General features: G+C 56.6%; 21 protein-coding genes and 1 pseudogene. 15 read left to right on the forward strand and 7 right to left on the reverse strand.

The genetic code is table 11. From position 1 onward, the window contains the following. Nucleotides 1-50: 50 nt before the first annotated feature. Nucleotides 51-248 (reverse strand): YdcH family protein, encoded by a 198-nt coding sequence (locus ACZ1GS_RS12645; protein WP_472698135.1) that lies wholly within the window; start codon nucleotides 246-248, stop codon nucleotides 51-53. Nucleotides 249-439: 191 nt separating this feature from the next. Here ACZ1GS_RS12645 and ACZ1GS_RS12650 point away from each other — a divergent pair, with 191 nt between their 5' ends. The 8 genes from ACZ1GS_RS12650 (at nucleotide 440) to ACZ1GS_RS12685 (ending at nucleotide 9567) form a co-directional block, all read left to right on the forward strand. Continuing rightward, complete coding sequence (locus ACZ1GS_RS12650) at nucleotides 440-598, forward strand: YdcH family protein (RefSeq protein WP_472695537.1); 159 nt, start codon at nucleotides 440-442, stop codon at nucleotides 596-598. A gap of 125 nt (nucleotides 599-723) precedes the next feature. Next, nucleotides 724-3006 carry a phosphoenolpyruvate--protein phosphotransferase gene (gene ptsP, locus ACZ1GS_RS12655; RefSeq protein WP_472695538.1) on the forward strand — a complete coding sequence of 761 codons (2283 nt, stop codon included), beginning with the start codon at nucleotides 724-726 and terminating at the stop codon, nucleotides 3004-3006. A 176-nt stretch (nucleotides 3007-3182) separates the two neighbouring features. Beyond that, nucleotides 3183-4052 (forward strand): helix-turn-helix domain-containing protein, encoded by an 870-nt coding sequence (locus ACZ1GS_RS12660; RefSeq protein WP_472695539.1) that lies wholly within the window; start codon nucleotides 3183-3185, stop codon nucleotides 4050-4052. A 127-nt stretch (nucleotides 4053-4179) separates the two neighbouring features. Further along, nucleotides 4180-5070 carry a tetratricopeptide repeat protein gene (locus ACZ1GS_RS12665; RefSeq protein WP_472695540.1) on the forward strand — a complete coding sequence of 297 codons (891 nt, stop codon included), beginning with the start codon at nucleotides 4180-4182 and terminating at the stop codon, nucleotides 5068-5070. A gap of 70 nt (nucleotides 5071-5140) precedes the next feature. Next, nucleotides 5141-6085, forward strand: coding sequence for a tRNA lysidine(34) synthetase TilS (tilS, locus tag ACZ1GS_RS12670; RefSeq protein WP_472695541.1), 945 nt, complete (start codon nucleotides 5141-5143; stop codon nucleotides 6083-6085). 152 nt (nucleotides 6086-6237) lie between these two features. Further along, complete coding sequence (gene ftsH, locus ACZ1GS_RS12675; protein ID WP_472695542.1) at nucleotides 6238-8190, forward strand: ATP-dependent zinc metalloprotease FtsH; 1953 nt, start codon at nucleotides 6238-6240, stop codon at nucleotides 8188-8190. Next, nucleotides 8162-8656 carry a hypothetical protein gene (locus ACZ1GS_RS12680; protein WP_472695543.1) on the forward strand — a complete coding sequence of 165 codons (495 nt, stop codon included), beginning with the start codon at nucleotides 8162-8164 and terminating at the stop codon, nucleotides 8654-8656. The genes ftsH and ACZ1GS_RS12680 overlap by 29 nt, the downstream gene beginning before the upstream one ends. Before the next feature lie 71 nt (nucleotides 8657-8727). Next, complete coding sequence (locus tag ACZ1GS_RS12685) at nucleotides 8728-9567, forward strand: sterol desaturase family protein (protein ID WP_472695544.1); 840 nt, start codon at nucleotides 8728-8730, stop codon at nucleotides 9565-9567. Nucleotides 9568-9608: 41 nt separating this feature from the next. Here the strand turns inward: ACZ1GS_RS12685 and rpoZ are convergent, their stop codons facing one another. Then, nucleotides 9609-9956: a DNA-directed RNA polymerase subunit omega gene (gene rpoZ / locus ACZ1GS_RS12690; protein ID WP_472695545.1), complete on the reverse strand. Its 348-nt coding sequence runs from the start codon at nucleotides 9954-9956 to the stop codon at nucleotides 9609-9611. Nucleotides 9957-10100: 144 nt separating this feature from the next. Between rpoZ and ACZ1GS_RS12695 the strand changes: the two genes are divergently transcribed. Together ACZ1GS_RS12695 and ACZ1GS_RS12700 are read left to right on the forward strand one after the other, a co-directional pair. Then, complete coding sequence (locus ACZ1GS_RS12695) at nucleotides 10101-11300, forward strand: phospholipase D-like domain-containing protein (RefSeq protein WP_472695546.1); 1200 nt, start codon at nucleotides 10101-10103, stop codon at nucleotides 11298-11300. A gap of 159 nt (nucleotides 11301-11459) precedes the next feature. Beyond that, nucleotides 11460-12551, forward strand: coding sequence for a serine hydrolase (locus ACZ1GS_RS12700; RefSeq protein ID WP_472695547.1), 1092 nt, complete (start codon nucleotides 11460-11462; stop codon nucleotides 12549-12551). A gap of 22 nt (nucleotides 12552-12573) precedes the next feature. On the opposite strand, the gene ACZ1GS_RS12705 is transcribed toward ACZ1GS_RS12700, so the two are convergent. Then, nucleotides 12574-12759 carry a hypothetical protein gene (locus ACZ1GS_RS12705; protein WP_472695548.1) on the reverse strand — a complete coding sequence of 62 codons (186 nt, stop codon included), beginning with the start codon at nucleotides 12757-12759 and terminating at the stop codon, nucleotides 12574-12576. A gap of 103 nt (nucleotides 12760-12862) precedes the next feature. Beyond that, nucleotides 12863-13234: a hypothetical protein gene (locus ACZ1GS_RS12710; protein ID WP_472695549.1), complete on the reverse strand. Its 372-nt coding sequence runs from the start codon at nucleotides 13232-13234 to the stop codon at nucleotides 12863-12865. Between the two features lie 232 nt (nucleotides 13235-13466). Here ACZ1GS_RS12710 and ACZ1GS_RS12715 point away from each other — a divergent pair, with 232 nt between their 5' ends. From ACZ1GS_RS12715 to metH, 4 genes and pseudogenes are all read left to right on the forward strand, one after another. After that, entirely contained in the window at nucleotides 13467-14501 is a 1035-nt protein-coding gene (locus ACZ1GS_RS12715; protein ID WP_472695550.1) for an ArsR/SmtB family transcription factor, read from the forward strand. Further along, a pseudogene (metF, locus tag ACZ1GS_RS12720) lies at nucleotides 14498-15453 on the forward strand (methylenetetrahydrofolate reductase). The gene ACZ1GS_RS12715 and the pseudogene metF overlap by 4 nt, the downstream one beginning before the upstream one ends. After that, on the forward strand, nucleotides 15450-16496 hold the full coding sequence (locus ACZ1GS_RS12725) for a homocysteine S-methyltransferase family protein (RefSeq protein ID WP_472695551.1): 1047 nt from the start codon (nucleotides 15450-15452) through the stop codon (nucleotides 16494-16496). Before metF ends, ACZ1GS_RS12725 begins: the two are co-directional and overlap by 4 nt. Nucleotides 16497-16587: 91 nt before the next feature. Beyond that, nucleotides 16588-19218, forward strand: a complete 2631-nt coding sequence (gene metH / locus ACZ1GS_RS12730) for a methionine synthase (RefSeq protein WP_472695552.1) — start codon at nucleotides 16588-16590, stop codon at nucleotides 19216-19218. A 48-nt stretch (nucleotides 19219-19266) separates the two neighbouring features. Here the strand turns inward: metH and ACZ1GS_RS12735 are convergent, their stop codons facing one another. After that, nucleotides 19267-19899: a PEPxxWA-CTERM sorting domain-containing protein gene (locus ACZ1GS_RS12735; RefSeq protein WP_472695553.1), complete on the reverse strand. Its 633-nt coding sequence runs from the start codon at nucleotides 19897-19899 to the stop codon at nucleotides 19267-19269. Between the two features lie 268 nt (nucleotides 19900-20167). Between ACZ1GS_RS12735 and ACZ1GS_RS12740 the strand changes: the two genes are divergently transcribed. Next, nucleotides 20168-21118, forward strand: coding sequence for a right-handed parallel beta-helix repeat-containing protein (locus ACZ1GS_RS12740; protein ID WP_472695554.1), 951 nt, complete (start codon nucleotides 20168-20170; stop codon nucleotides 21116-21118). 22 nt (nucleotides 21119-21140) lie between these two features. Here the strand turns inward: ACZ1GS_RS12740 and ACZ1GS_RS12745 are convergent, their stop codons facing one another. Continuing rightward, complete coding sequence (locus ACZ1GS_RS12745) at nucleotides 21141-22685, reverse strand: amidohydrolase family protein (protein WP_472695555.1); 1545 nt, start codon at nucleotides 22683-22685, stop codon at nucleotides 21141-21143. 116 nt (nucleotides 22686-22801) lie between these two features. Then, the gene (locus ACZ1GS_RS12750; RefSeq protein ID WP_472695556.1) at nucleotides 22802-24475 is read right to left on the reverse strand and encodes an alkaline phosphatase family protein; all 1674 of its coding nucleotides are present in this window, start codon (nucleotides 24473-24475) and stop codon (nucleotides 22802-22804) included. Between the last annotated feature and the right edge of the window lie 15 nt (nucleotides 24476-24490).

Consider the following 24490-nt stretch of genomic DNA (forward strand, 5'->3'; position numbering starts at 1 on the left):
TCGGTCGACAGGACTGGTTAACAATCGCGGACCTTCAGGCCGGCTGCCGTTTAGGCGATGATGTCGGGGATCAGTTGGTTCTCGATCTGGATGATGCGGTCGCGCAAATGCAATTTTCGTTTTTTCAAACGCGCGGTGCGCAATTGATCGATGTCTCCTTTTTCGAGCAACGCACCGATCGCGTCGTCAAGGTCACGATGCTCGATCTTCAGCATCTCAAGCCGCTCCCGCAACTCTTCATCGCTCATCGCCATATCGGATCCAATCGTCCCTTGCGTGCCTTCCGCAAATTTGCCATCTTAACTTTATTCATGATCTACAAAACAACTTCTAAAAGATAGATCATGCTTGATAGCGGCGGTGAATCGACAATGCCACCCCGCAAAGGAAGGGACACCCGCAACCACTTTCCAACACCAGCACTTTTTAGGAGAACGTAATGGATAAGAATCACCTGTCAGCTCTGCGCGGAAAACATCAGGCCGTCGATCGCAAGATCGCAGAAGAAGAGGCCCGCCCCGCTCCCGACACGATTCTGATCCATCGTCTGAAAAAAGAAAAGCTGCGATTGAAAGAGGAATTGCTGGCGGACGCCTGACCAGCAACCCCGCCCGACAGCAATGAGGCCGAACCGCTTCATCCCGGATCACCGGATGCGCTATTATTATTTGTAACGCCGATTTGCATATCGCTCCGTGCGGCGGTTTCTGCTAGATCGGTTTCATGGCCACAAAACAAACCTCCAGCCCGGTGACCGCCCGGAATATCTTGACCGGGCTGCGCTCGATCATGGCATCGTCGGGCAACGCCCAGACCAAGCTCAATCAGGTTGTCGAGACAATTGCGGAAGCGGTCAGCAGTGAAGTGTGTTCCATCTATCTGCGGCGTGAAGGCGTTCTGGAACTATACGCCACCCATGGCCTCAACCAGGAAGCCGTCCATGTCACAAAGCTGGCCTTCGGCGAGGGTCTGACTGGCTATATTGCCAAAAATGTCGAAACCCTGAACCTCGACGAAGCGGCCAGTCACCCGGATTTCCAGTACCGCCCCGAAACCGGTGAAGAGAAATTCCACAGCTTCGCCGGCGTGCCGATTATCCGCAACCAGCGCTCAATCGGCGTGCTGTGCGCACAGCATATTGACCCGCGCCGATATTCCGAGGAAGAAATTGAGTCGTTCCAGACCGCCGCCATGGTGCTGTCCGAACTCATATCGAACGCCGATCTGGTCGACGAAAATCTCGCCAATGAGCCACAGGCACAAAATGACGGCGCCGATCGACTGGGCGGCTTGCAGCTGGTCAAAGGCAAGGCCCGCGGCTTTGCGGTTTTCCATCAACCGCGGGTCAAAATCGAACATACCGTGGCCGAAGATACGGAAGCCGAACGACACCGGGTCTATTCCGCCTTTGACAAGATGCGCACCCAGATTGATCAAATGACCAATCAGGCCGAATTCGGCATCGGCGGCGAACATGAAGAGGTCCTGCAAACTTACAAGATGTTTGCCTATGACGAAGGCTGGAGCCGCAGGATCAACGAAGCGATCGACAGTGGTCTGACCGCAGAAGCAGCGATCGAGCGCGTCCAACAGCATACCCGCATGCGCATGCGCCAGATTGATGATCCCCTGCTCGCGGAGCGGATGCATGATCTGGAAGATCTCGCCAACCGCCTGTTGCGGATCGTTTCGGGCCAGATGGGCACAGCAGCGACCATGGGTTTGCGGCAGGACACGATTTTGATCGCCCGCAATCTCGGTCCCGCCGAGCTGCTGGAATATGATCGCCGCCGGCTCAAGGGCGTCGTGCTGGAAGAAGGGTCCCTGACCGCCCATGTCACGATCATCGCCCGCGCGATGGGCATACCCATATTGGGCCAGGTCAAGAATATTCGCCAGACCGTGCGGGAGAATGACCTGCTGCTGCTCAATGTGGATGACAACGCGCTGTTCGTGCGCCCCACCAGCTCGATGGAAAACGCGTTTGAAACGCAGATTGAACTGAGCCAGAAAAAGCGCGCCGCCTATACGGCACTGAAAGACGCGGAGCCGATTACCAAGGATGGCGTCCGGATCGCGCTCAACATCAATGCCGGACTGCGCGACGATGTCGGCATGCTCAACCTGACGGGAGCCGACGGCATTGGTCTGTTCCGCACCGAATTCCAGTTTCTGGTTGCCGCGACCATGCCGGGACGATCCGGTCAGCTGCGCTTCTACCGCGACGTAATCGAGGCCGCCGGGGACAAGCCGGTGATTTTCCGGACGATCGATATTGGCGGTGACAAACCACTGCCCTATTTTCAGGCCAGCGATGTGAAAGAGGAAAACCCGGCAATGGGCTGGCGCGCGCTGCGTATCGGGCTAGAACGCGATGCCTTGATGAAAGTGCAGGCCCGGTCATTGATCGAGGCCGCCGCCGGCAAGAAGCTCAGCGTGATGTTTCCGATGATCGCAGAACCCTGGGAATTTGACGAAGCCAAGGCCGTGTTTGAAAAACAACTCGATTTTCTCAAGCGCCGGAAGAAGCAGGTACCGCTTTCGATCCGCTACGGGGCTATGCTCGAAGTGCCGGCCCTGGCCGAATGTCTCGATCTGATGGCGCCGCGCCTCGACTTTCTGTCGATCGGCACCAATGACCTCACCCAATTTCTGTTTGCAGCCGATCGCAGCAATCCCAAGCTGGCAGAGCGGTTTGACTGGTTGAGCCCGGCAATCTTGCGGTTCCTGGGCCGTATATCCAGACAGGCTGAAGATCTCGATATCGAGCTCAGCGTCTGTGGTGAAATGGGCGGTCGGCCGCTCGAGGCGCTGGCGCTGCTTGGTCTGGGGATCAATCGTCTCTCGATCACGCCCGCTTCGGTTGGCCCGATCAAGGCCATGATTCGGTCCCTGCACCTCGAAAACACCAAAGACCATCTGAAATCCGTGCTCGAAAAGCCGTCGGATGATCCGCGTGCTGCGCTTCAGCAATGGGCGGAACAGCAGGACGTGGACCTCGGATAATAGTCGGCGTGTAACATCTTGTATCGGCACATAAGGCCGATGCAGCAATAGTCCCGAAAAGCCAAATATTTGGCGGCAGTTACATATGAATGTCATTGACATTTATGCGCTCTGATGGCTTCTCTGTCTCCAAGGTTCATCGGGGTCGCACCGCGAACCGGCCGTAGGAGAATGTCGTGGCCGAAGAAATTGATACGGAAGAGAATGAGCAGGATAGCACCGAGCTCAACTTGCACAATACGGGCGAGATGCTTCGTCACGCGCGCGAGCAAAAAAATCTCAGTATCGAGGATGTCGCCAAAACCACCCGCATTCCGCAACGGCACCTGGAATCGATAGAGACCGGTGATCTTGGCGCCTTGCCGGGGCGGACCTATGCGATCGGCTTTGCCAAATCCTATGCGCGGACCGTCGGCCTGAGCGAAGTGACCATCGGCAGCCAGCTCCGCGAGGAAATGGATGATCAGGGCCATGGCGCCTACCAGCCCGAAATTAGCGGCTATGCGCCCGCCAACCCCAGCAGCATTCCCCCCAAATATCTCGCTCTGACCGCGGCTGGTATTGCGGCTGTCCTGTTTGTCGGCTTTCTGGTTTGGCGGACACTTTATCTCGAACCAGACACTTTTGCCTCCACCTCAGCGGATCCGGAATTTTCCAGTGAAATTGGTACGGAACAAAGCCTTGATGCCGATCCGAACAGCTTGAGCACTCCGATTGCCGAAGATGGCGCCGTCGTCCTCACTGCAACCGAAACGGTGTGGTTGAAAATCTATGACAATGACGGCAAGCGGCTGTTTGAAAAGGAAATGGCGCCGGGCGAAAAATATACAGTGCCAGCGGATGCCAACGGCCCGCAAATTCTGACGGGCAGGCCGGATGCTCTGACCGTCACGATTGACGGCAAGGTGGTTCCGGCCCTGGGCACTGCGGATCGAACCATCAAGGATGTCGGGATCAGCGCAGCGGCGCTGCTGGCGCGTAACGAATCTTCGGAGTCCGTTGCCGACGGATCGCCCGTGCAAAACGACAATCTCACAAACAACTAGTCTTCAGCCAATCGCGTCGAGTGGCTCGGAACCGTCTTTTTCGCATGCTATGCAGAGCCGGACGCTAATCTATTTACTTTTCAGCATGATATATGGTTAAACCAAAGATGTTATTTGGAGGTTCACAATGAAAACCGCAGTCCTGAGCTTGACCGCTTTGCTATTCACCACCAGCCTTGTGGCGCCGCTGCCAGCTTTGGCGCAAAATGCCAATGTTGACAAACGGGTAGACCGACTGGAGCAGGAAATGCGCGCGGTTCAGCGCAAGGTTTTCCCGGGCGGATCATCGCGTTTCTTTGAACCTGAAATCAAACCCGACGCGGCATCGCCAGTGACCCCCTCGACCACAACATCCGCCGTTTCCGACTTGATTGCGCGGGTCGATGCGATGGAACAGAGCCTCGCCGCGCTGACCGGCCAGGTGGAAGAAAATGGCTTTCGGCTGAAGAAAATCGAAGATGAGCTGGCGGCGCGTGCCCCGGCGATCAGTACGGATCCTGCCACCGTGTCTTCTGCCGACCCCGCCCCCGCCGGCGGGGGCGAAGCTACAAGTTCCACAACCGAGACCCCTGTCCCCGATCCGGCCCGGATTGAAGGCGTGCAAGCCATTGTTATGCCCAATACCGGCGATGCGGCCGAAGACGCGTATATTTATGGATATCGTCTCTGGGATGCCAAATTCTATCCGGAAGCCCAGGTGCAGCTGAAAAAAGCCGCCGAGGATCACCCTGATCACCGGCGAGCCAGCTTTGCCAAAAATCTTCTGGGGCGGGCCTATCTTGATGACGGCAAACCCGCTCTGGCGTCGGTTGCTCTGTATGAAAATTACCAGAAACTGCCGCGCGGTGAGCGGGCACCGGACAGCCTCTATTTCCTTAGCACCGCTTTGGTCCAACTGGACAAGAAACAGGATGCCTGCCGTGTTCTGGGAGAATTGGAAGATGTCTATCCTGATCAGGCCACTGGTCGGCTGAGCGCCCGCGTTGCACGCGGCAAATCCGCAGCAGATTGCAATTGAGCGGGCCACGCGCAACACAGCCACAAAGGCTAGAAGGCCGGCTTCTGCCGTCAGGTTTTCGCGAGCGGTAATGGCGGATCAAACGCTCGTCGATGCTTTTCATCAAGCCGTGACGGCGTTGATCCCTAATTTTGAACAGAGCGATGATCGGCTGGGCCTGGCGGTGTCGGGCGGGCCGGACAGCCTGGCTCTGTTGCTGCTAGCGCAGAGCTGCTTTCCCGGCAGGATTGCGGCGGCGAGCGTAGATCATGGCCTGCGGAAGGAAGCGAGCGAGGAATGCGATTTTGTGGCGCAATTGTGCATCGAAAAACGTATTCCGCACGATATTTTGCGGCCCGCCACGCCGATTAGAGGCAGCATTCAGGCCGAAGCGCGCAAAACCCGCTATGCCCTTCTCAACCAGTGGATCGGACGCGCGCAATGTCAATGGCTGGCCACGGCCCATCATGCGGATGATCAACTCGAAACGCTGGTGATGCGCATCCTGCGTGGCAGCGGGATTGACGGCATGTCCGCTATCCGCGCCCGGCGCGGGCATATTGTCCGACCTCTATTGTCGATCACCAAACAGAAACTGGTGCAGTTTGTCACGGCGCAGGACATTGTCGCAATTGAAGACCCGTCCAATCGCGATCACAGCTTTGACCGGGTTCGTGTGCGCGACACGCTGGCGACATTGACCGGGTTCGATGTTGGTCTGGCAAGCCAAAGCGCGGCCGCACTCGACGATGCCCGGGTCGCGATTCACTGGGTTGTGGACGAATTGGCGGGCCGACATATCCATCGCACAGAAACCGGATGCGAGCTCGACAAGACCGACTTTCCCAACGAGCTTATTCGCCGTTTGTTGCTCAAATGCCTTCATATTTGCGATCCCAGCCTGTCGCCGCGCGGCGTTCAGCTCGATCGGACCGTCGCGGGTCTGAAACAGGGCGAAACACTGACGATCGGAGATATTTTGTGCCAAGGCGGCGCCACATGGCGGTTTTCGCCTGCACCAAAGCGCAGAAATTAGCGATTATTTCAGTCTTTCGCGATAGCCATTGACGGGTCGATCAGCGTGATCGGCAAAAACATTGACGCTCATATTGTTATCTCGCGCAAAAAGCCTATCTTTAAGGCACGGAATATTCCGCTCCGCGAAAAGAATACAGGACGCTTCAGATTATGAATGACGAACAGGATCCAAAAGACAATCCCTGGATGAAGAGTATGTTGATCTGGGCAGGCGTCATTGTCGCGTTGCTGCTCACCGTATCCATGTTCGGTGCCGGGACCAGTGCCGATGCCGGCAATGGTATCAGCTATTCGTCGTTCCGGGCCAAAGTTGCCGAAGGCAGTGTCAAGACCGTGGCAATCGCGCCTGACAAGATTACCGGCGAATTGACCAATGGCGACAAGTTTTCGACAACCCCGGTTGGCAATGATCCGAGCCTCGTCAAATTGCTCGACGAAAAAGGCGTCGAATATAGCGGACAGGCAGAAGAAACGCCGAGCATATGGCAATATCTGCTGATCCAGTCCTTGCCGTTCCTGCTGATCCTCGGGATCGCGTTTTTCGTTCTGCGACAAATGCAGAAAGGCAGCGGATCCGGCGCAATGGGTTTCGGGAAATCGAAAGCCAAGATGCTGACCGAGAAACAGGGCAAAGTCACTTTTGAAGATGTCGCCGGCATTGACGAAGCCCGTGAAGAACTCGAAGAAATTGTTGATTTCCTGAAAAATCCGAGCCGGTTCGCGAAATTGGGCGGTCAGATTCCCAAAGGCGCCTTGCTGGTGGGTTCACCAGGTACTGGTAAAACATTGCTTGCACGCGCCATTGCCGGCGAAGCGGGCGTTCCGTTTTTCACCATTTCTGGCTCCGATTTTGTCGAAATGTTTGTCGGCGTCGGCGCAAGCCGTGTCCGCGACATGTTCGAACAAGCCAAGAAGAACGCGCCTTGCATTGTCTTTATCGACGAGATTGATGCGGTCGGTCGTCATCGCGGCGCCGGTCTCGGCAACGGCAATGACGAGCGCGAACAGACGCTCAACCAGCTGCTCGTCGAAATGGACGGCTTTGAAGCCAATGAGGGCATTATCATCATCGCCGCCACCAACCGCCCCGATGTGCTCGATCCGGCGCTGCTGCGTCCTGGTCGCTTCGATCGCCAGGTTGTCGTTCCCCGTCCCGATATCGAAGGGCGCGAGAAGATCCTCGAAGTCCATATGAAAAAAGTGCCGCTGGCGCCCGACGTCAATGCCCGCACGATCGCCCGCGGAACCCCGGGTTTCTCTGGTGCTGATCTCGCCAATCTGGTGAACGAGGCGGCGTTGATGGCTGCTCGGCGCGGCAAGCGCCTGGTGGCGATGGATGAATTTGAAACCGCCAAAGACAAGGTAATGATGGGGACCGAACGGAAATCGATGGTGATGACCGAAGACGAGAAGAAAATGACCGCTTATCATGAAGCGGGCCATGCTCTTGTCGCGGTACACGAACCGGCTTCCGATCCGATCCACAAGGCAACAATCATTCCGCGCGGTCGTGCGCTGGGAATGGTGATGCGCCTGCCGGAACGGGACAATTACAGCTATCATCGCGACAAGATGCACGCCAATATGGCGGTCTCCATGGGCGGTCGTGTCGCCGAGGAGATCATCTTCGGCTATGACAAGGTTTCCTCTGGCGCCTCCGGCGATATCCAATATGCAACCAAATTGGCCCGCGATATGGTCACCCAATGGGGCATGTCGGATGAGATGGGTCCGCTGCAATATGAAGAAGAGCAAGGCGAAACCTTCCTCGGTTATTCACAGTCGCAGCGTGTCCACATGTCCGACGAAACCGCCAAGAAGATTGACAGCGAGATTCGCGGTCTGGTCGATGCCGGCTATGAACGCGCCAAGGATGTGCTGACCAAACATGAAAAGCAGTTGCATCTGCTGGCCAACGCGTTGCTCGAATATGAAACGCTTTCCGGTGAAGAGATCGACAAGTTGATCGAAAGCGGCAAGGTCGAGCGGGCAGACGGAGACGTAATCAAACCATCCAGCGTTCCGACGGTTGGCACGTCGATCCCCAAAGCAGGCAAGAACCGCAAGGGCCCGTTTGGCGATCCCAAGCCGCAAGGAGTTTAAGCAAGCCCTTCTAACTGCTACACGAAATTCACAAGCAGTTCAGTTGCACACAGACAAAAGGCCTCTTTCATTGTTGAAGGAGGCCTTTTTTGTGCGCCCGGTACTTTTTTCCGCAGCCTGTCTTTTGATCCTCACCATTGCAGCGCCGGCGCAAGCCATGACGGTTGCAGAGTTTCTCCCCAAGGCGGAGAAGTTGATGAACGCGGGGATGGGCGCCATGTTTTCCAAACATCGCAAACCGGTCATGGCGGAAATGGAAAAGGTGACAACCAGCTATCGCGCCGACGTCCAGGCCGCAAAAGCATCCGGGAAAAAACCGGCCAGCTGCCCGCCGCCCAAAGGCAAAGGTTCAGTCAACGGCAAGGCATTTCTCGCGCATCTCAAGACAATACCGGTGAACCGGCGGACCATGGAAGTGAAGACGGCCTTTGCCGGCTTTATGGCCCAAAAATATCCCTGCCCATAACCGGCCTGCACAATGGCCAATCGCGGTGCATAGGCCTATGCAAACCACTGGCTTCCGGGTAGCAATGTCCCATGGCATTTCTCGAACACTATGAGACGATCACGCGGCTCGGCGTGTTCGTCGGTATTTTCGCGCTGATGGCGCTGCTGGAAATGGCTATGCCCAGACGACAGCGAACGGAGTCTAAAAGCGCGCGGTGGTTTACCAATATCGGCTTGGTTGTTGTCGATACACTCGCGTTACGGCTCATCATGCCGATCCTTGCCATCGGCATGGCAGAATATGCAGATCAGCGGGAATGGGGGATGCTGGCGCTTGTGGAGCTGCCATTATGGGCGGAAATCGTCATCGCGTTCCTGCTGCTCGACCTGCTGATCTATGTGCAGCATATCGGCTTCCATAAAATCCCGCTGCTCTGGCGAATGCATAAAGTACATCATGCCGATCGCGATCTTGATGTCACAAGCGGCGCGCGATTCCATCCTCTCGAAGCGGTGATTTCAATGGCCTATAAGCTCGCATGCATAGCGCTGATCGGACCGGCCGCGATGGCCGTCTTCCTGTTCGAAGTGATCTTGAACGCATCGTCCATGTTCCATCACGCCAACCTCCGGTTACCGCTCGCGTGGGATCGGACCTTGCGGATGGTCATCGTGACACCCGACATGCACCGCGTGCATCACTCTGCCAACGTCCGCGAAACGGATAGCAATTACAGTTTTTTCCTGACGATTTGGGACCGGTTATTTGGCACCTATGTCGCGCAACCGCAAAAAGGCCATGACGCGATGACGGTTGGATTGTCAGAATATCAGGATAGTCGGCCGGCCAGTCTGGTCTGGAGCCTGATCGCACCATTCCAGGGCGCACAAAAGACTCCCGCCCCAACCAAAACAGGCGGCGCTTCCTAGAAGCGCCGCCCGGTTTTTGTGTGGCCTGTGATCATCTCTGATTACCGACGGCCGTAGTCTCCCGCAACACCCGCGCTGCGCGGTGGAGCGGCAGCGGTCAAACGAAGCGCCTCAGCCGATTGGCTGATTGACCCGATTTCATCCGGCGTATCATCATCGTCAATCTGAACCTTCTGCAGCGATTGCACGAGGCTTTCTTCGAGATCTTTCGGCTTGATCGTCTCTTCGGCAATTTCACGCAGGGAGACAACCGGGTTTTTATCGCGATCGCGGTCTACGGTCAGCTCTGCACCACCGGAAATCTCACGCGCACGTTGTGCGGCAAAAAGGACCAAATCAAAACGATTGGTGACCTTATCAACGCAATCTTCAACTGTAACGCGAGCCATAAGCCGCTCCTGATTCTCAAAAGTTTGTGGAAGGAGCGACACGCCTAGGGTTTTTCGGCGATTTTGTCAACAAATCTGATCCCGGCGCACCGATAATTGCGTTATATATTTGTTGGTTCAGAGCAAATATTATATGCGCCCGCCATGACGGCAATCCCCAACCCGCAAATTGATGATGGCGACTGGATCGCGGTTGGAGATCAAAAGCTCCGATTGCTCCACCAGGCCGAAGCGCGATTGGCGGGCCTGATCAACCTGATCGATAGCGCGCAGCACACGCTTAAGCTCTTCTATTATATGTTTGAAGGCGACGAAATTGGACAATTGATCCTTGACAAGCTGGTCGCCGCTGCCGAGCGGGGAATTGCTGTCGATCTGATGGTCGACAGCTTCGGATCAAACGGCGCGCCCAATGGTTTTTTCAATCCGCTGGTGGATGCTGGCGGTGCTTTCGCGGTTTTCAGTCCACGCTTTTCCACCAGCTATTTTGTCCGTAACCATCAGAAAATGCTTATTGCGGATGACCGTCAGGCTATGGTCGGCGGGTTCAATATCGCCAACCAATATTTCGATCGTCATTCGGCGGACGAGGGCGAACGTTTGAACGAGACAAGCTGGGCCGACCTCGGACTGATCATCGAAGGATCTGAGGTCGAAACATTGTCACGCTATTTCGCGTTGTTGAAAGGCTGGGTCCTCAAGGATAACGGGAATATCCGGTCGCTCCAGAAAATGGTTCGGAAATGGGATGCCGGAGGCGGGGCATTTCAATGGCTCCTCGGCGGCCCGAGCAATCGGTTGAGTCGATGGGCCTGGGCGATTAAGAATGATCTTGAAAAAGGGCAACAAATTGACCTTGTCAGCGCCTATTTCTCGCCCGGTCAGGGCTTGCTGCGGCGGATCGCACGATTGTCCAAACGCGGCGGACGCAACCGCCTGGTGCTGGCCGGGAAAACCGACAATGGTGCGACGATCGGCGCCAGTCGGCTGCTTTACGGCTATTTGTTGAAACGCAACGCGACGATATACGAATATGAACTCAAGCGCCTGCATATGAAATTGGCGATCGTCGACGACGCGGTCTATATCGGCTCCGCCAATTTCGATCTTCGCAGCCTGTTTATCAACGTCGAAATGATGGTGCGGATAGAAGACGCCGCATTCGCCCGCCACGCCAGAGCGCTGGTAGAGCATATGAGCAAGGACGCCCTGCTGATCACGCAAGAGATTCACAAGTCGCGCAAGGGATTGCTCAACCGGCTGCGCTGGACCCTGTCCTATTTTGTCGTGAATATTCTCGACTATACGGTCACCAGGCGACTGAACTTCGGGGTGAAAAAATAATCATTGCGGTTTGTCGCACGTGCAGAATCGTTCGTCGCAAACATTGGTTACAGCTCTGTTCAGGGAAAATCGCTTACGTAAAACTGTAGTTTAGATTCAACGACATGAAACCAAGACATATTTTGGTAAGAGGTCCAGGCTAAAAATGATCCCGCACTTATGAACTGTTTCCGCTTCGCCCTCGCCTTTCTGGCAACCAGCCTGATGACCGCTTGTGTGGCGCCATCCCAAGGACGGCCAGTCGCGTCCAGTGACCCGGTTTCCAATCCACCGCCGCGCTATACACCGCCGCCTCCACGGCAACCGGCCGTCCGGCCTCAGGATCGTCCAAACCCGGCTCTGGAACAGGAAATTGCCGAGCTTTGGCGAACATTTCCCGGAAAAACCGGAATTGCGGTCAAGCGCATTGATGGCAATTGGCAGATCGGTCACCGGATCGACCAGAATTTCCCCCAGCAAAGCGTGTCCAAATTATGGGTCGCGATGACGGTTCTCGATAAGGTTGATCAGGGCAAAATCTCGCTGTCCGATGCCATTCGCATTGGTCCGGAAGACTTGACCTTATTCTATCAACCCCTGGCAGCCGAAGTGAAACGCGAAGGGGGCGTGGTCAAGAGCGTCTATACCCTTTTGGAACGCGCGCTCGCCTATAGCGACAACACCGCCAATGACGCCTTGTTGCGCCATGCCGGCGGTCCGGATGCGGTCAATCAGTTCATCCGGCGAAACAGTCTCGGCAAAATCAAATTTGGCCCCGGCGAACGGCTGATGCAGAGCAAAATTGCGGGCCTGAAATGGAACCAGAGTCTTTCCCAGGGCCGAAAATTCTATACCGCAAGAGCCAATCTGCCACTGGAAACCCGCAAAAAGGCTCTGGCGGACTATCTCGCGGATCCGATTGATGGCGCGAGCCCCGGTGCGATTGTCAATGCATTGGACCAGCTCGCGCGCGGGCAATTATTGTCCGCCAATTCCAGCCAGTTGCTCCAGTCCATTCTGAAACGGACCCGCAGCGGTCCCAATCGGCTCAAGGCGGGAGTCCCTGCGGGATGGGAGTTTTTGCACAAGACTGGTACCGGTCAGGTGCTGGGCGCCGTATCAACCGGCTATAATGATGTCGGCATCATGACAGCGCCAGATGGTACGCGCTACGCAGTCGCTGTGATGCTCGGCGATACGACCGCGCCCATTCCGGAACGGATGCGGATGATGCAAGCGGTAACGCGCGCCGTCGCCCGCTATCACCGGTAACGGCTAGACCAACAATCTCGGCCTACTCAGCGGGCTTTGCTTCGGTTTCCGCGGATTCAGGCGCATAGCGTTCATCCAGCATTTCAGCGGCTTCATCGAGCGCTTTGGCTTCACCGACGGTAACGCCGCCGGGGCCGGGATCATTCTGGGCCGGTCCACATGCCGCGAGCATCAGGACGGGTAGATATAACCAATGACTGCGTTGCATCACGTCTCTCCTCCGTCTCCTATTGCCGGAATAGTCTGCTCGGTTACAGACAAAAAAAGGGCCGCCAAACTGGCAGCCCTTTTCGTCAATATCTCAAAAAGGCTTATTCAACTGCTTTTTTAGCAGCGTCAGCGCCTTTTTCGATCATTTTGTTGGCTGCGTCTTTTGCAGCGTCCTTAGCGGCATCAGCAGCAGAACCAGCAGCGTCAGCAGCGTCGCCAGCGGCTGCAGCAGCAGCGTCGGTTGCTTCTTCAGCAGCGTCGCCAGCAGCTTCGGTTGCTTCAGCAGCAGCTTCGCCCATGGCGTCTGCAGAACCTTCAGCAGCATCCATAGCGTCGTCAGCAGCTTCTTCAGCGGTTGCTTCGGTGCCTTCTACAGCTTCTTCTGCGCCTGCTTCTGCGTTGTCAGCAGCGCCGGAACATGCGGCCAGGCCGAGTGCAGCAGCGAGAACGATAGATGTTGTAACTTTTTTCATTGGGTAAACCCTTTACTTATTCCTCAAAAAACCACGCAAACAGATGAATACTCCCTCAACCTGCCTGCGGACCGGGTCATTAACGTTTTGGAAATTGGATAGCAATGGCGAACATGGCTTCGCTCTGATCTTGCTGGCTTTTTTTCAGCCCTTTTCTTCTTCTTTTGGATTGTAATCCAGCCAATCTAGCCGATTGACTGCATATAAAGATTTCTTTATATGCATATGTCTTATGGATAGCATCTTGACCATTTTTCGCGCACTCGCCGATCCGACACGGCTACGAATCATGCTTTTGCTGCAGAAGATGGAGCTAGCTGTGGGTGAACTGGCACAGATTTTGGAGCAGAGCCAGCCACGCATATCCCGCCATATCCGGATATTGGTCGAAGCGGGGCTCGCGGAGCGCCGAAAAGAAGGCAGCTGGGTATTCCTGCGCCCTGGCAAGGCCGGAGAGCTGGAACTCCTACGCCGGATATTTCGTTCGGACTCGGTTGTTTCGTCCGATCAAGTCATCGCGGATGAAGAGAAACTGGCTTCCGTGCGCGAGATGCGTGCGGTGCTGGCGGAGCAATATTTTGCCGCCCATGCCGAAGAATGGGATGCCATTCGTTCTCTCCATTTGCCCGAAAGCGATGTTGAACGGGCGATGCTGGCGCTGCTCAAGGATATTGATCTGGGGCATTTGCTAGATATCGGCACCGGAACGGGCCGCATGGTCGAACTGTTCGCACCCTTTGCACGACGGATCACCGCGCTCGACAAAAGCCCTGAAATGCTGCGTCTAGCCAGATCCAAACTGTTGCAGGCTGTCACCAAGGCGGGCCGCACCGATGGTTTTCCTGATGCCCACCAGAAAACCGACATCCGGCTGGGCGATTTCAACAATTTGCCGCTCGACAACGGCACGGCGGATTCTGTGCTGATGCATCAGGTGCTGCATTACGCCCAACATCCTGAAGCCGTGCTCAAGGAAGTGGCGCGCGTCCTCGCCCATAATGGCACGATCATGATCACCGACTTTGCTGCCCATGATCGCGAGGAGCTACGAACAGTGCATGCGCATGCCCGGCTCGGCTTCGCCGACGAAAGCATCCGGACCTGGTTTACCGAAGCCGAAATCCATCTGGTCCAGACGCGCACTTTGGACGGCGGTGCCTTGACCGTAAAAATATGGGTTGGCCGCAAATCAGCCTTGTCCCAGATTCATCCGACCGCCGATGATACCGCAACCGACCATCAAAGCAGAAAAAGAACCGCATTATGAAAAACGCGACACAAACAATGGGTCTTGGCGCTTTGGAAGAAGCGAAGCGCGCACTGGACATTCCCCTATTTGCCGGCCTGAGCGGCGATGCCGATGTTTCGTTCGAGTTTTTCCCCCGAAAACAGAGAAGATGGAACGCACATTATGGGACAGCGTTGTCACGCTTGAACCGCTCAATCCCCGATTTGTTTCGGTCACCTACGGTGCTGGAGGGTCGACGCGCGAGCGCACCCACAGCACGGTTGCGCGGATCGTGAAGGAAACCGGTATTCCGGCAGCCGCCCATTTGACATGTGTCGATGCCAGCCGGGCCGAAATAGCCGAAGTTGCTGAGTCCTATTGGCAAGCGGGCGTGCGTCATATCGTCGCTTTGCGCGGTGACCCGCCCAGCGAAGGGCAGGCTTTTGAACCGCATCCGGACGGCTATGCCAGCGCCGCCGAATTGGTGGCCGGACTGAAAGACATTGCGCCTTTTGATATTTCGGTCGCCGCTTATCCGGAAACCCATCCGGAGGCCAATTGTCCGCAGACCGACCTGGACAATCTCAAGCGCAAGCTGGACGCCGGAGCGAGCCGGGCGATCACACAGTTTTTCTTCACCGCCGAAGCGTTTTTCCGATTTCAGGATGCGGCCGCCGCGGCCGGCATCGACGCGGAAATAGTGCCGGGCATCCTGCCGGTATCCAACGTCGCACAAACGCGCAAATTCGCTGGCATGTGCGGTGCCGAAATCCCGGTCTGGATGAACGATCTGTTTGACGGACTGGACGATCATCCGGCAGCCCGCCAATTGATCGCTGCGACCGTTGCGGCCGAATTGTGCCGGAAACTCTATGCCGGTGGCGTCCGTCAGTTTCACTTCTACACGCTGAACCGCGCTGAGCTGAGCTATGCAATTTGCCATCTGCTCGGCAAACGGCCCGGGGGCAAGAGCCGGGAGATTGCCGCATGACCGCCGCCGAACAGCTTCGCGCCATGGCCGCACAACGCATATTGGTCTTTGATGGTGGCTACGGGACTGCGATCCAGAATCACGGTCTCGGAGAACGGGATTATCGCGGCACCTTGGAGCTCACCGATGACCAGAAAGGCAATAATGACCTGCTCAGCCTGACGCGGCCCGATATCATCAAGGAAATCCATGCAGACTATCTGGCAGCGGGGGCCGACATTGTCGAAACCAACACGTTCAGTTCGACCAAGATCAGCCAGGCAGATTATAGTTGCGAGCATCTCGTCGAGAAACTGAACATCCGGTCGGCGGAGCTCGCCCGGGAAGCCTGCGACGAAGCAGAAGCTGCCGATGGCAAGCGACGGTTCGTCGCCGGAGCCATTGGCCCCACCAACAAGACATTATCACTCTCGCCGGACGTTAATGATCCGGGTTTCCGGGAAATCACCTTCGACTATCTCAAGGATGTGTATCGCGAGCAATGCGATGCGCTGATCGCGGGCGGTGTCGACTTCCTGTTGATCGAGACGATTTTCGACACGCTGAACGCCAAATGTGCAGGCATGGCCGCCCAGGAGGCCGCAGCCGCGAGCGACCGGGATGTGCCGATGATGATCTCGATGACGCTGACCGACCTGTCTGGCCGGAACTTGTCCGGGCACACGGTGGAAGCCTTCTGGCATGCCATCCGTCACCTCAAGCCGCTGACCATTGGATTGAACTGTTCTTTTGGTGCTGACCAATTGCGCCCCCATCTCGCCATGCTGACAAAAGTGGCGGACACGCTGATCATGGCCTATCCCAATGCGGGCCTGCCGAATGAACTGGGTGAATATGACGAGCTGCCCGATCAGACGGCCGCGCTTATCAGCGAATGGCTGGATGACGGTCTCGTCAATATTGTCGGTGGATGTTGCGGCACCACACCGGAGCATATTGCCGCGATCAGCCAGTCCGTTCAGAATGCCAAGCCGCGCCCGCCGGCCACGCCCGAAATCCGAACCCGTCTGTCTGGCCTGGAACCGTTCACGATGGCGGCATGATTTTCCTGCATTGTCATCCTGATCCTGGGTCGGGATATTCTCCTTCCTTAAACAACATCCTGAAACAAGTTCAGGGTTATGAGTGCTTTACATGACCGCAACCCCTTCCTCCGCTCAGTTTGTCAATATCGGCGAGCGTACCAATGTGACCGGTTCCGCGCGGTTCAAGAAACTCATCCTCAACGATGATTATGAGGCAGCGGTTGAGGTCGCCCGCCAGCAAGTGGAAAACGGCGCCCAGATCATCGACGTCAACATGGATGAAGGCCTGCTCGACGCCGAAATGGCGATGACAACATTTCTGAAACTGATCGCTGCGGAGCCCGATATCGCCCGCGTGCCGGTGATGATCGACAGTTCCAAATGGTCGGTCATCGAGGCAGGCCTGAAATGTGTATCGGGCAAACCGATCGTCAATTCGATCTCGATGAAGGAAGGCGAAGAAGAGTTTCTGAAATATGCCCGCAAATGCATGGCCTATGGCGCGGCTGTTGTGGTCATGGCATTTGACGAAACAGGTCAGGCCGATACCAAGGAGCGCAAAGTCGAGATTTGCGAGCGGGCCTATGCATTGCTGACCGGCATCGGATTTCCACCTGAAGATATTATCTTTGATCCCAATGTGTTCGCGGTGGCGACCGGGATTGACGAGCATCGCCGCTACGGTCTGGATTTCATTGAAGCCGTGGCTGAAATCAAGGCACGATGCCCGCATGTGCATTTTTCCGGCGGGCTATCCAATCTCTCGTTCAGCTTTCGCGGCAACGAACCAGTGCGCCGGGCGATGCACAGCGTCTTTCTGTATCACGCCATTCCCGCCGGACTGGACATGGCGATCGTCAATGCCGGCCAGTTGGACATTTATGATGATATCGACCCTGTCCTGCGCGAGCATTGCGAAGATGTCATCCTGGACCGGGAACCCAAAGATGGCGGGGATGCCACGGATCGTCTGATTACCCTGGCCGAGACTTTTCGCGGTACCGACAAGGCTGCGGAAAAAGCCGCCGCCGAATGGCGCGGCTATGATGTGGTTAAACGCCTCGAGCATGCGCTGGTCAAAGGCATTGATGCCCATATTATCGAAGATACCGAAGAAATGCGGGTTTCGGTCAAGGAGGCAGGCGGCCGTCCGATCGAGGTTATCGAAGGCCCGTTGATGGATGGGATGAACGTTGTGGGCGACCTGTTCGGGTCCGGCAAGATGTTCCTGCCACAAGTCGTGAAATCGGCGCGGGTCATGAAGAAAGCCGTTGCGCATCTCTTCCCCTATATCGAGGCGGAGAAGGAAGAAGGCGCCAAGGGCAAGGGCAAGATCATCATGGCCACCGTCAAGGGTGACGTACATGATATCGGGAAGAATATCGTCGGTGTGGTGCTGCAATGCAATGGCTTTGAAGTCATCGATCTGGGCGTGATGGTGCCGTGGACGGACATTTTGAAAGCCGCCAACGAGAATGACGCCGACATGATCGGCTTGTCCGGGCTGATCACGCCGTCACTGGACGAAATGGTGACTGTCTCCGAAGAGATGGAGCGCGCCAAGATGACCATGCCGCTGCTGATCGGTGGCGCGACGACGTCCAAGACGCACACCGCCTTGCGCATCGAACCGGCTTATTCAGGCCCGACCGTCTACGTTCTGGATGCCAGCCGCGCAGTGGGCGTGGCCTCGAAACTGGTCAGCGACACGCAGGCCGCGCCGTTTATCGCATCAACCCGGGAGGACTATGAAGCGGTCCGCGTCGCCCGCGCTGGCAAAACCGCCAAAAAACTGGCGACACTGGAAGAAGCGCGCGCCAATGGCGCGACAATCGATAGCGGCCAGAAGCCGCCGGCACCGCTGCAACCCGGACTGCATGTCTATGACGATTGGGATCTTGGGGATCTCAGGGACTATATTGACTGGACCCCGTTTTTCCGCGCCTGGGAATTGGCCGGGACCTATCCGGCGATCCTGACCGACGAGATTGTCGGTGAAAGCGCCAGCGATCTGTTCAGGGATGCGCAAGCGATGCTGGACCGGATCATTGACGAAAAATGGCTGACCGCCAAAGGCGTCGTCGGTCTCTGGCGCGCGCGGCGGGATGGCGATGACATTCTGGTTTCACCAGAAAACGAAGAGATTGCCTTGCCGATGCTGCGCCAGCAGGTGAACAAGCGCGCCGGAAAGGCCAATGCCTGTCTTGCCGATTTCATCGATACCAGTGATGACTGGATGGGTGGCTTTGCGGTGACCGCAGGGCATGGCATCGAAGAGCATATTGCGCGCTTTGAGGCAGACAAGGACGACTATAACAGTATCCTGATCAAGGCCCTTGCAGACCGGCTGGCCGAAGCTTTTGCCGAACGCATGCACGAGCATGTCCGCAAGGACCTGTGGGGCTATGCCAAAGATGAAGCGCTCGACAATGCCGCGTTGATCAAGGAGCAATATCAGGGCATCCGCCCGGCCCCCGGCTATCCGGCCTGTCCGGACCACAGCCTGAAGCCAATCCTGTTCGATATGCTGGATGCGACGCGCAATACCGGCCTCGAACTGACCAGCAGTTTTGCCATGACCCCAACGGCTGCGGTTTCGGGCTTCTATTTTGCGCATCCGGACGCCGACTATTTTGGAGTTGCACGCATTGGCGAGGATCAGGTCGACGACTATGCCCGCCGCCGAGGGATTTCGCGGGACAAAGCGCGCCAGTGGTTACGCCCCAATCTGAATGAATAAAGCCGGCCCGTTGCCAGGCCGGCTTTGAATTTCAGCTAGCGGACCGGCTCAGGCGAACTGGACCTTGGCAATTTTTTTCCGGCGACGAAGCGCGCCACCGATCAGACCAAAGCCGCCGATCATCATCGCCCAGGTCGTCGGTTCGGGCACCGCAGGCGCCGAGGTCAGCACACGGACATAGTCACCGGGAGATGACGCCCGGAAATCCACATTCAGGCGATTGCCGACAATCGAGAAACTGTCTGCGCTCTCAAGCCCGCGTAACCCCACGCTGATATAGTTCACATTGCCATCACCCAGCAGCGCATCGGTTGCGTCCATCTGGCTCTTGTTTTCGAGGACCGCCAGAATATCGCCATCGAAATCAACATAGCCCAGGGCCGTACGAGTCGGGCCCGGATCGAAAAAGACATAGTGACTGTAGACCACAGTGCCCGCAGCGAGACCACCAACGGCTGATGTCAGAGCGACGCCCTGCTGCTCGTCAAAAGCAAAAAGGTTGTTCGACTGCTGGTTGTTGTTGCCGACATCAAATCCGGCTGCCGGCGTCAATTGTTCAAAGACACCGCCAGATGTAGAAGCCGATCCACCAGTCAACTCGCCCATGACGATGGCGGCGTTGGCAGATCCGGCGATGGTGAGAGAAGCGACCGCTGCCGCGGTCATGACATATTTATGCATTGTATCGTTCCTTTTACGCGCGAACAGATGCGCGCTACAATGCGACCCAAGGCTGTCAATTAGCACAATATTAGGCATGTATCCAGTTTCAGAAAGAAATGTCCCATTTTGGGATTCCGCGATTCTACGCCGCGGCCAAAGCCACAGCCGGGCATCTTAACAATTTTGGCGGTGCTGCGTTCATTTGGGACAGGCATGGCTGCGATATTGTTTCCCTAACCAATGCCCGCTAAATGATCGCACATTAATCCCCTCTGTTTGGAGCTGAATGCCTGTGAGATTTTTGCTGAAAGCCACGATCGCGTCGCTCTTGACCACCGTCCTACCATCGGTTGCCACGGCGCAAAATCGCGCCCCCTTTCTGATTGCGGAAAGCGGACAGAGTTTCAGCCGCCTCTCGGATGCCGTCGATACAATCGGTGATCAGCAAGGCACGATTGTCATTTCTCCCGGCACCTATGGCGATTGCGCGGTGCAAACCGCCGGCAGCATCACCTATCGCGCCGCGGTTCCGGGGCAGACCATATTTGATGGCGGTATCTGTGAAAGCAAGGCCGCATTAGTCCTGCGCGGACGCTCGGCGGTGGTCGATGGCATCATATTCCAGAATATGCGGGTTCCGGACGCCAATGGCGCGGGCATCCGGATCGAAAAAGGCGATTTGACTGTCGTCAACGCCCTGTTCCGCAACAGCGAGCAAGGCATGTTGTCCGCCGACGATCCCAACAGCACGATCACAATTGAACGGTCGACCTTTCAGCATCTGGGCCGATGCGACCGGGGCCTGTCCTGTGCGCACAGCATCTATATCGGCAATTATGGTGCCTTGCGGGTGATCAATTCCCGCTTTGAGAAAGGCAATGGCGGACATTATGTCAAAAGCCGGTCCCGCCGGGCGACGATCCTCAACAACAGTTTCGACGACACCAAAGGCACCGGTACCAATTATATGATTGACCTGCCGGCCGGCGCCTCGGGCGAGATTAGTGGCAATGTTTTCGTCCAGGGGGAGAATAAGGAAAACTGGAGTGCATTTATCGCGATTGCGGCAGAGGGTAAAATCTACAGCAGCGCGGGTCTCAACATCCACTCTAACGCCGCGTCACTTGCCAAAGGCGTCCAGCGCAAAACCTGGTTTGTTGGCGACTGGAGCGGCGATCAGATGCGGATCGCGAATAACAGCCTCGGCCGTGGCCTCACCCGCTATCATCGGCGGTAGTCGCAAAGCGGAATAACAGCGATCAGTCGACCGAAACTGTCACTCTTTTGCGCGGACTGGCCAGCAGGCGCTGTCCGGGAAAGCTTTGCGGAACAAGAACGCCCTCGTCAATTACCAGCTGCCCATCAACCAGCAGATAGCGGACGCCCGTCGATGGCCGATGCGGGTTTGCGTAACTGGTGTTGGCCCGAATGGTTGCGGGGTCGAAAATGGTGATATCCGCATCCATCCCGATTTGCAGGCGGCCCTTGAGGCGAAATGCTGGCGCCGATGTCTCAAGCAGGCGCGCCGGTTGCAACGTCATTTTCGAAAGCGCGGTAACCAGATCGAGCGCTTTTTCCTCGCGCACATATTGCCCAAGAATTTTCGAAAAACTGCCGATGCCCTGTGGCGGCACTTTCTGGTCCTTGCTGATCACCGGCAAGCCGTCGCTGGCGATAATGACATCCGGAGCGGCTACGAGGCTGCGGGTCCATTCTTCCTTGAGATAGTGATGAATGATCGCAGCGCCAGGATTGTCGCGGCGGGTGCGCTTGAAGCTTTCTTCGGTAAAATATTCCCCCGTCGAAGCCAGCTGGACATCGGCGTAGCTGATATCGAAAATGGTCTGCCAGTCGCGTCCGAAAACCGCGGCGCCGATGCTGGTCGACCCGGCATTATAGGGCAGGACTTCACTGGTCACCTTTACACCCTCAGCGCGCGCCACCCGGATTTTATCGAGAAACAGATCCACGTTTTTCATGGCGCTATGCGACATATGGCAGATGTGGATGGTCGCGCCAGTGGTCTTGGCGATTGCCAGAACCTCTTCCAACCCGGCCGGATCACCGGCCACGCCGCGACGGATATGAATGAAAACCGGCGTCTCATATTTCGCCGCGAGCGCCAATAGGGCGTGCAGCTCCTCTTCGTTCACCGCTTCGCTTAAATAGTCGAGCAAAATGCCAATGCCGATGCCGCCCTGTTGCACACCCTGTTCGACGGCAGCGACAATTTGCTTTCGTTCCCCGGCATTGGCCTGATGAAAGCGCGCTCGCGCGGCGCCATTGTCGCGTCCGAGATTCTCGCGTTTGGCGCCAAATATCTCGGCAATTCCGGCCTGAGTATCGCCAGTGAAAGCGAACAAGCGCGCTTGGGCATGGCCGGCTGACGCGCCATAGTTGATTAACGCTTTGCCGCGAATATAGGCGCCATGATCGGCGATCGGAAACGCTCCGGCTTCCAATTCCAGCGTGGTTGTGACACCATCATGCGCCTGATAGGCCAGTCCGAGCGGCGTCGGACTGTGATTATGAATATCGATAAAACCGGGCGCGACCACAAGACCTTCCGCATTCAGGGTCTTCTTGCCTTGCAGCGGTTGCGCGGAAATCGCTGCAATGGTCCCATCTGCAATGCCAATATGGCGCTCTGCATCGAGCCCGGTTTCCGGATCGATCGCCCGCCCGTCAGCAATAACGATATCGTAAATTATCTCGCCAGCCGGCTGGCTCTTTGCCAAGGGTGCGGCCAAAATAAGGACCATCGCCAGGCCCGCCGCAACACCCGATTTTCCAAATCCTGCCATCCGTGCATCCTCCCCCGGACGACGACCATAGGTAGGCTCACAACGGGATGCAACAAGGCTAGCCTGTTGTTTCCAGACCGTTTTCTGCCGCTTGCTATCGATTGAAATGGCTAGCTTCAGTCGCAGGTCGATCCAGCCCCGGCATCCAGATCAAGACACCGTCCATCGGTTTCGTCGGCGGGTATCTCCAACCCGATGAGCGCCGCCAGGGTCGGCGCAATATCGACCGTTTGCACCGACAGCGATTGCTCAAACGGCTTCATGTCGCGATGCCAGAACAGGATGGGCACCCGCCGATCATAGTCCCACGGACTGCCGTGAGTAGCAACATAGCCTTGCATCGGCTTGGCTATCGGCGTGATGGCCTTCTCGAGTAGCACGATGAAATCACCAGAGCGATCCGGATGAAAGGAGGCGCGGGTACGCTCGGCCATTGTCCATTCCTCAACCGGGCCGGTTGGCCAGGGCATTTGAGCCAGTTCAGCCCCATCCAGCACTTTGTGCACTTGGGGATGGTCGGCAAAAATCTTCATTGCCGCCTGCTTGACCGATGCACGCTGGGATGGAGACAGGGTTTTGCTCACATAATAGTCGCCAAGCGGGCTGTCGGCGTAAATCAGCTGACCCTCGGATTGCAGGCCCAACGTCTCCTGCAATGTCGCATTGACGCCCTTCCAGTTGAGCTCCGGGTCGATCCGCGCAGCATCAGGAGCGCCTTGCAACTGCAAGCGCTCGGGCAAATCATGGCCGCCATGATCCGCCGTCAACACCACCACATAATCGATACTCATCGCGTCAAGACCTTCGAAAAAGCTGTCCAGACTGCGATCCAGAGCCGCCATCTGAATGCACATTTCGGCGCCATTGGTACCGAACGCATGGCCAATATAATCGGTCGCGGAAAGACCGACCGACAGCACATCGGTGGCTGCTTGCTGACCCAGTTTCATTTCGGTGACCAGATTTTGCGCCAACTGCAAGGTCACCGCATCAAAGTCCGGAGAGGCACGGAATATCCGGCCGCCATTGGCGGGCCGCTGAAAATGGTAGGTGCCCACTGCGCTATTTTCGCCGGTCTGAATGGCCTCGTTTCTGGCGGAGCAATGGCTGGGGACGGCATAGGGCACGCGCGGATTGGCTAGCATCGTGGCAATGTCCGCGTTCAGCCCGGTCACACTCGCTGTCGACTCGCGGCCCTTTAACGTCGTGAAACCCGACCCTTTCCACCAGTAAATCGCATCGACGGTCTGGCTACCCATCATCAATGCCGACCGGTCCTTGCCCGCCACTGCAACATTACGGGATTTCGGCGTCATTTTCTTCAGTCTCTCGCCCAGGGTCGGGACCAGCAGATGCCAGGCCGATGCGACATAGTCGCCTTGTGTCGCTGCGGTAATGTTGCCAAAGCTAGTGCCGGCGATCCGCTCGTCCTCGGCGCAGTAAACGGTCTTGTCTTCCCGCTGCACATCGAGATCAATCCAGTTATTGGCGATGATCCCCGCGCGGCCCGGATGGACGCCGGTCATGATCGTCGCGTGCCCCGGACAGGTCTCCGTTGCGGCATGTCCCTGATAACCCGAAGGAAACACGGCACCATCCGCAAGGCGCTTCAATCCGCCGGTGAACGTGCTGCGATATTCGCTGAACAGGTCGGCCGAAAGCTGATCAACCGATATCGCCACCACCAGCTTGGGCTGCGGAGAATCTGCGGCTTTGTGACGTTCGGCATGGGCGGTTCCACATATTGCGATAAAAGCTATGAAACTTGTAACGATTTTGATGAAGCGCACGAATAATCCCCATGG

The sequence above is a fragment of the Parasphingorhabdus sp. W113 genome (assembly GCF_055693205.1).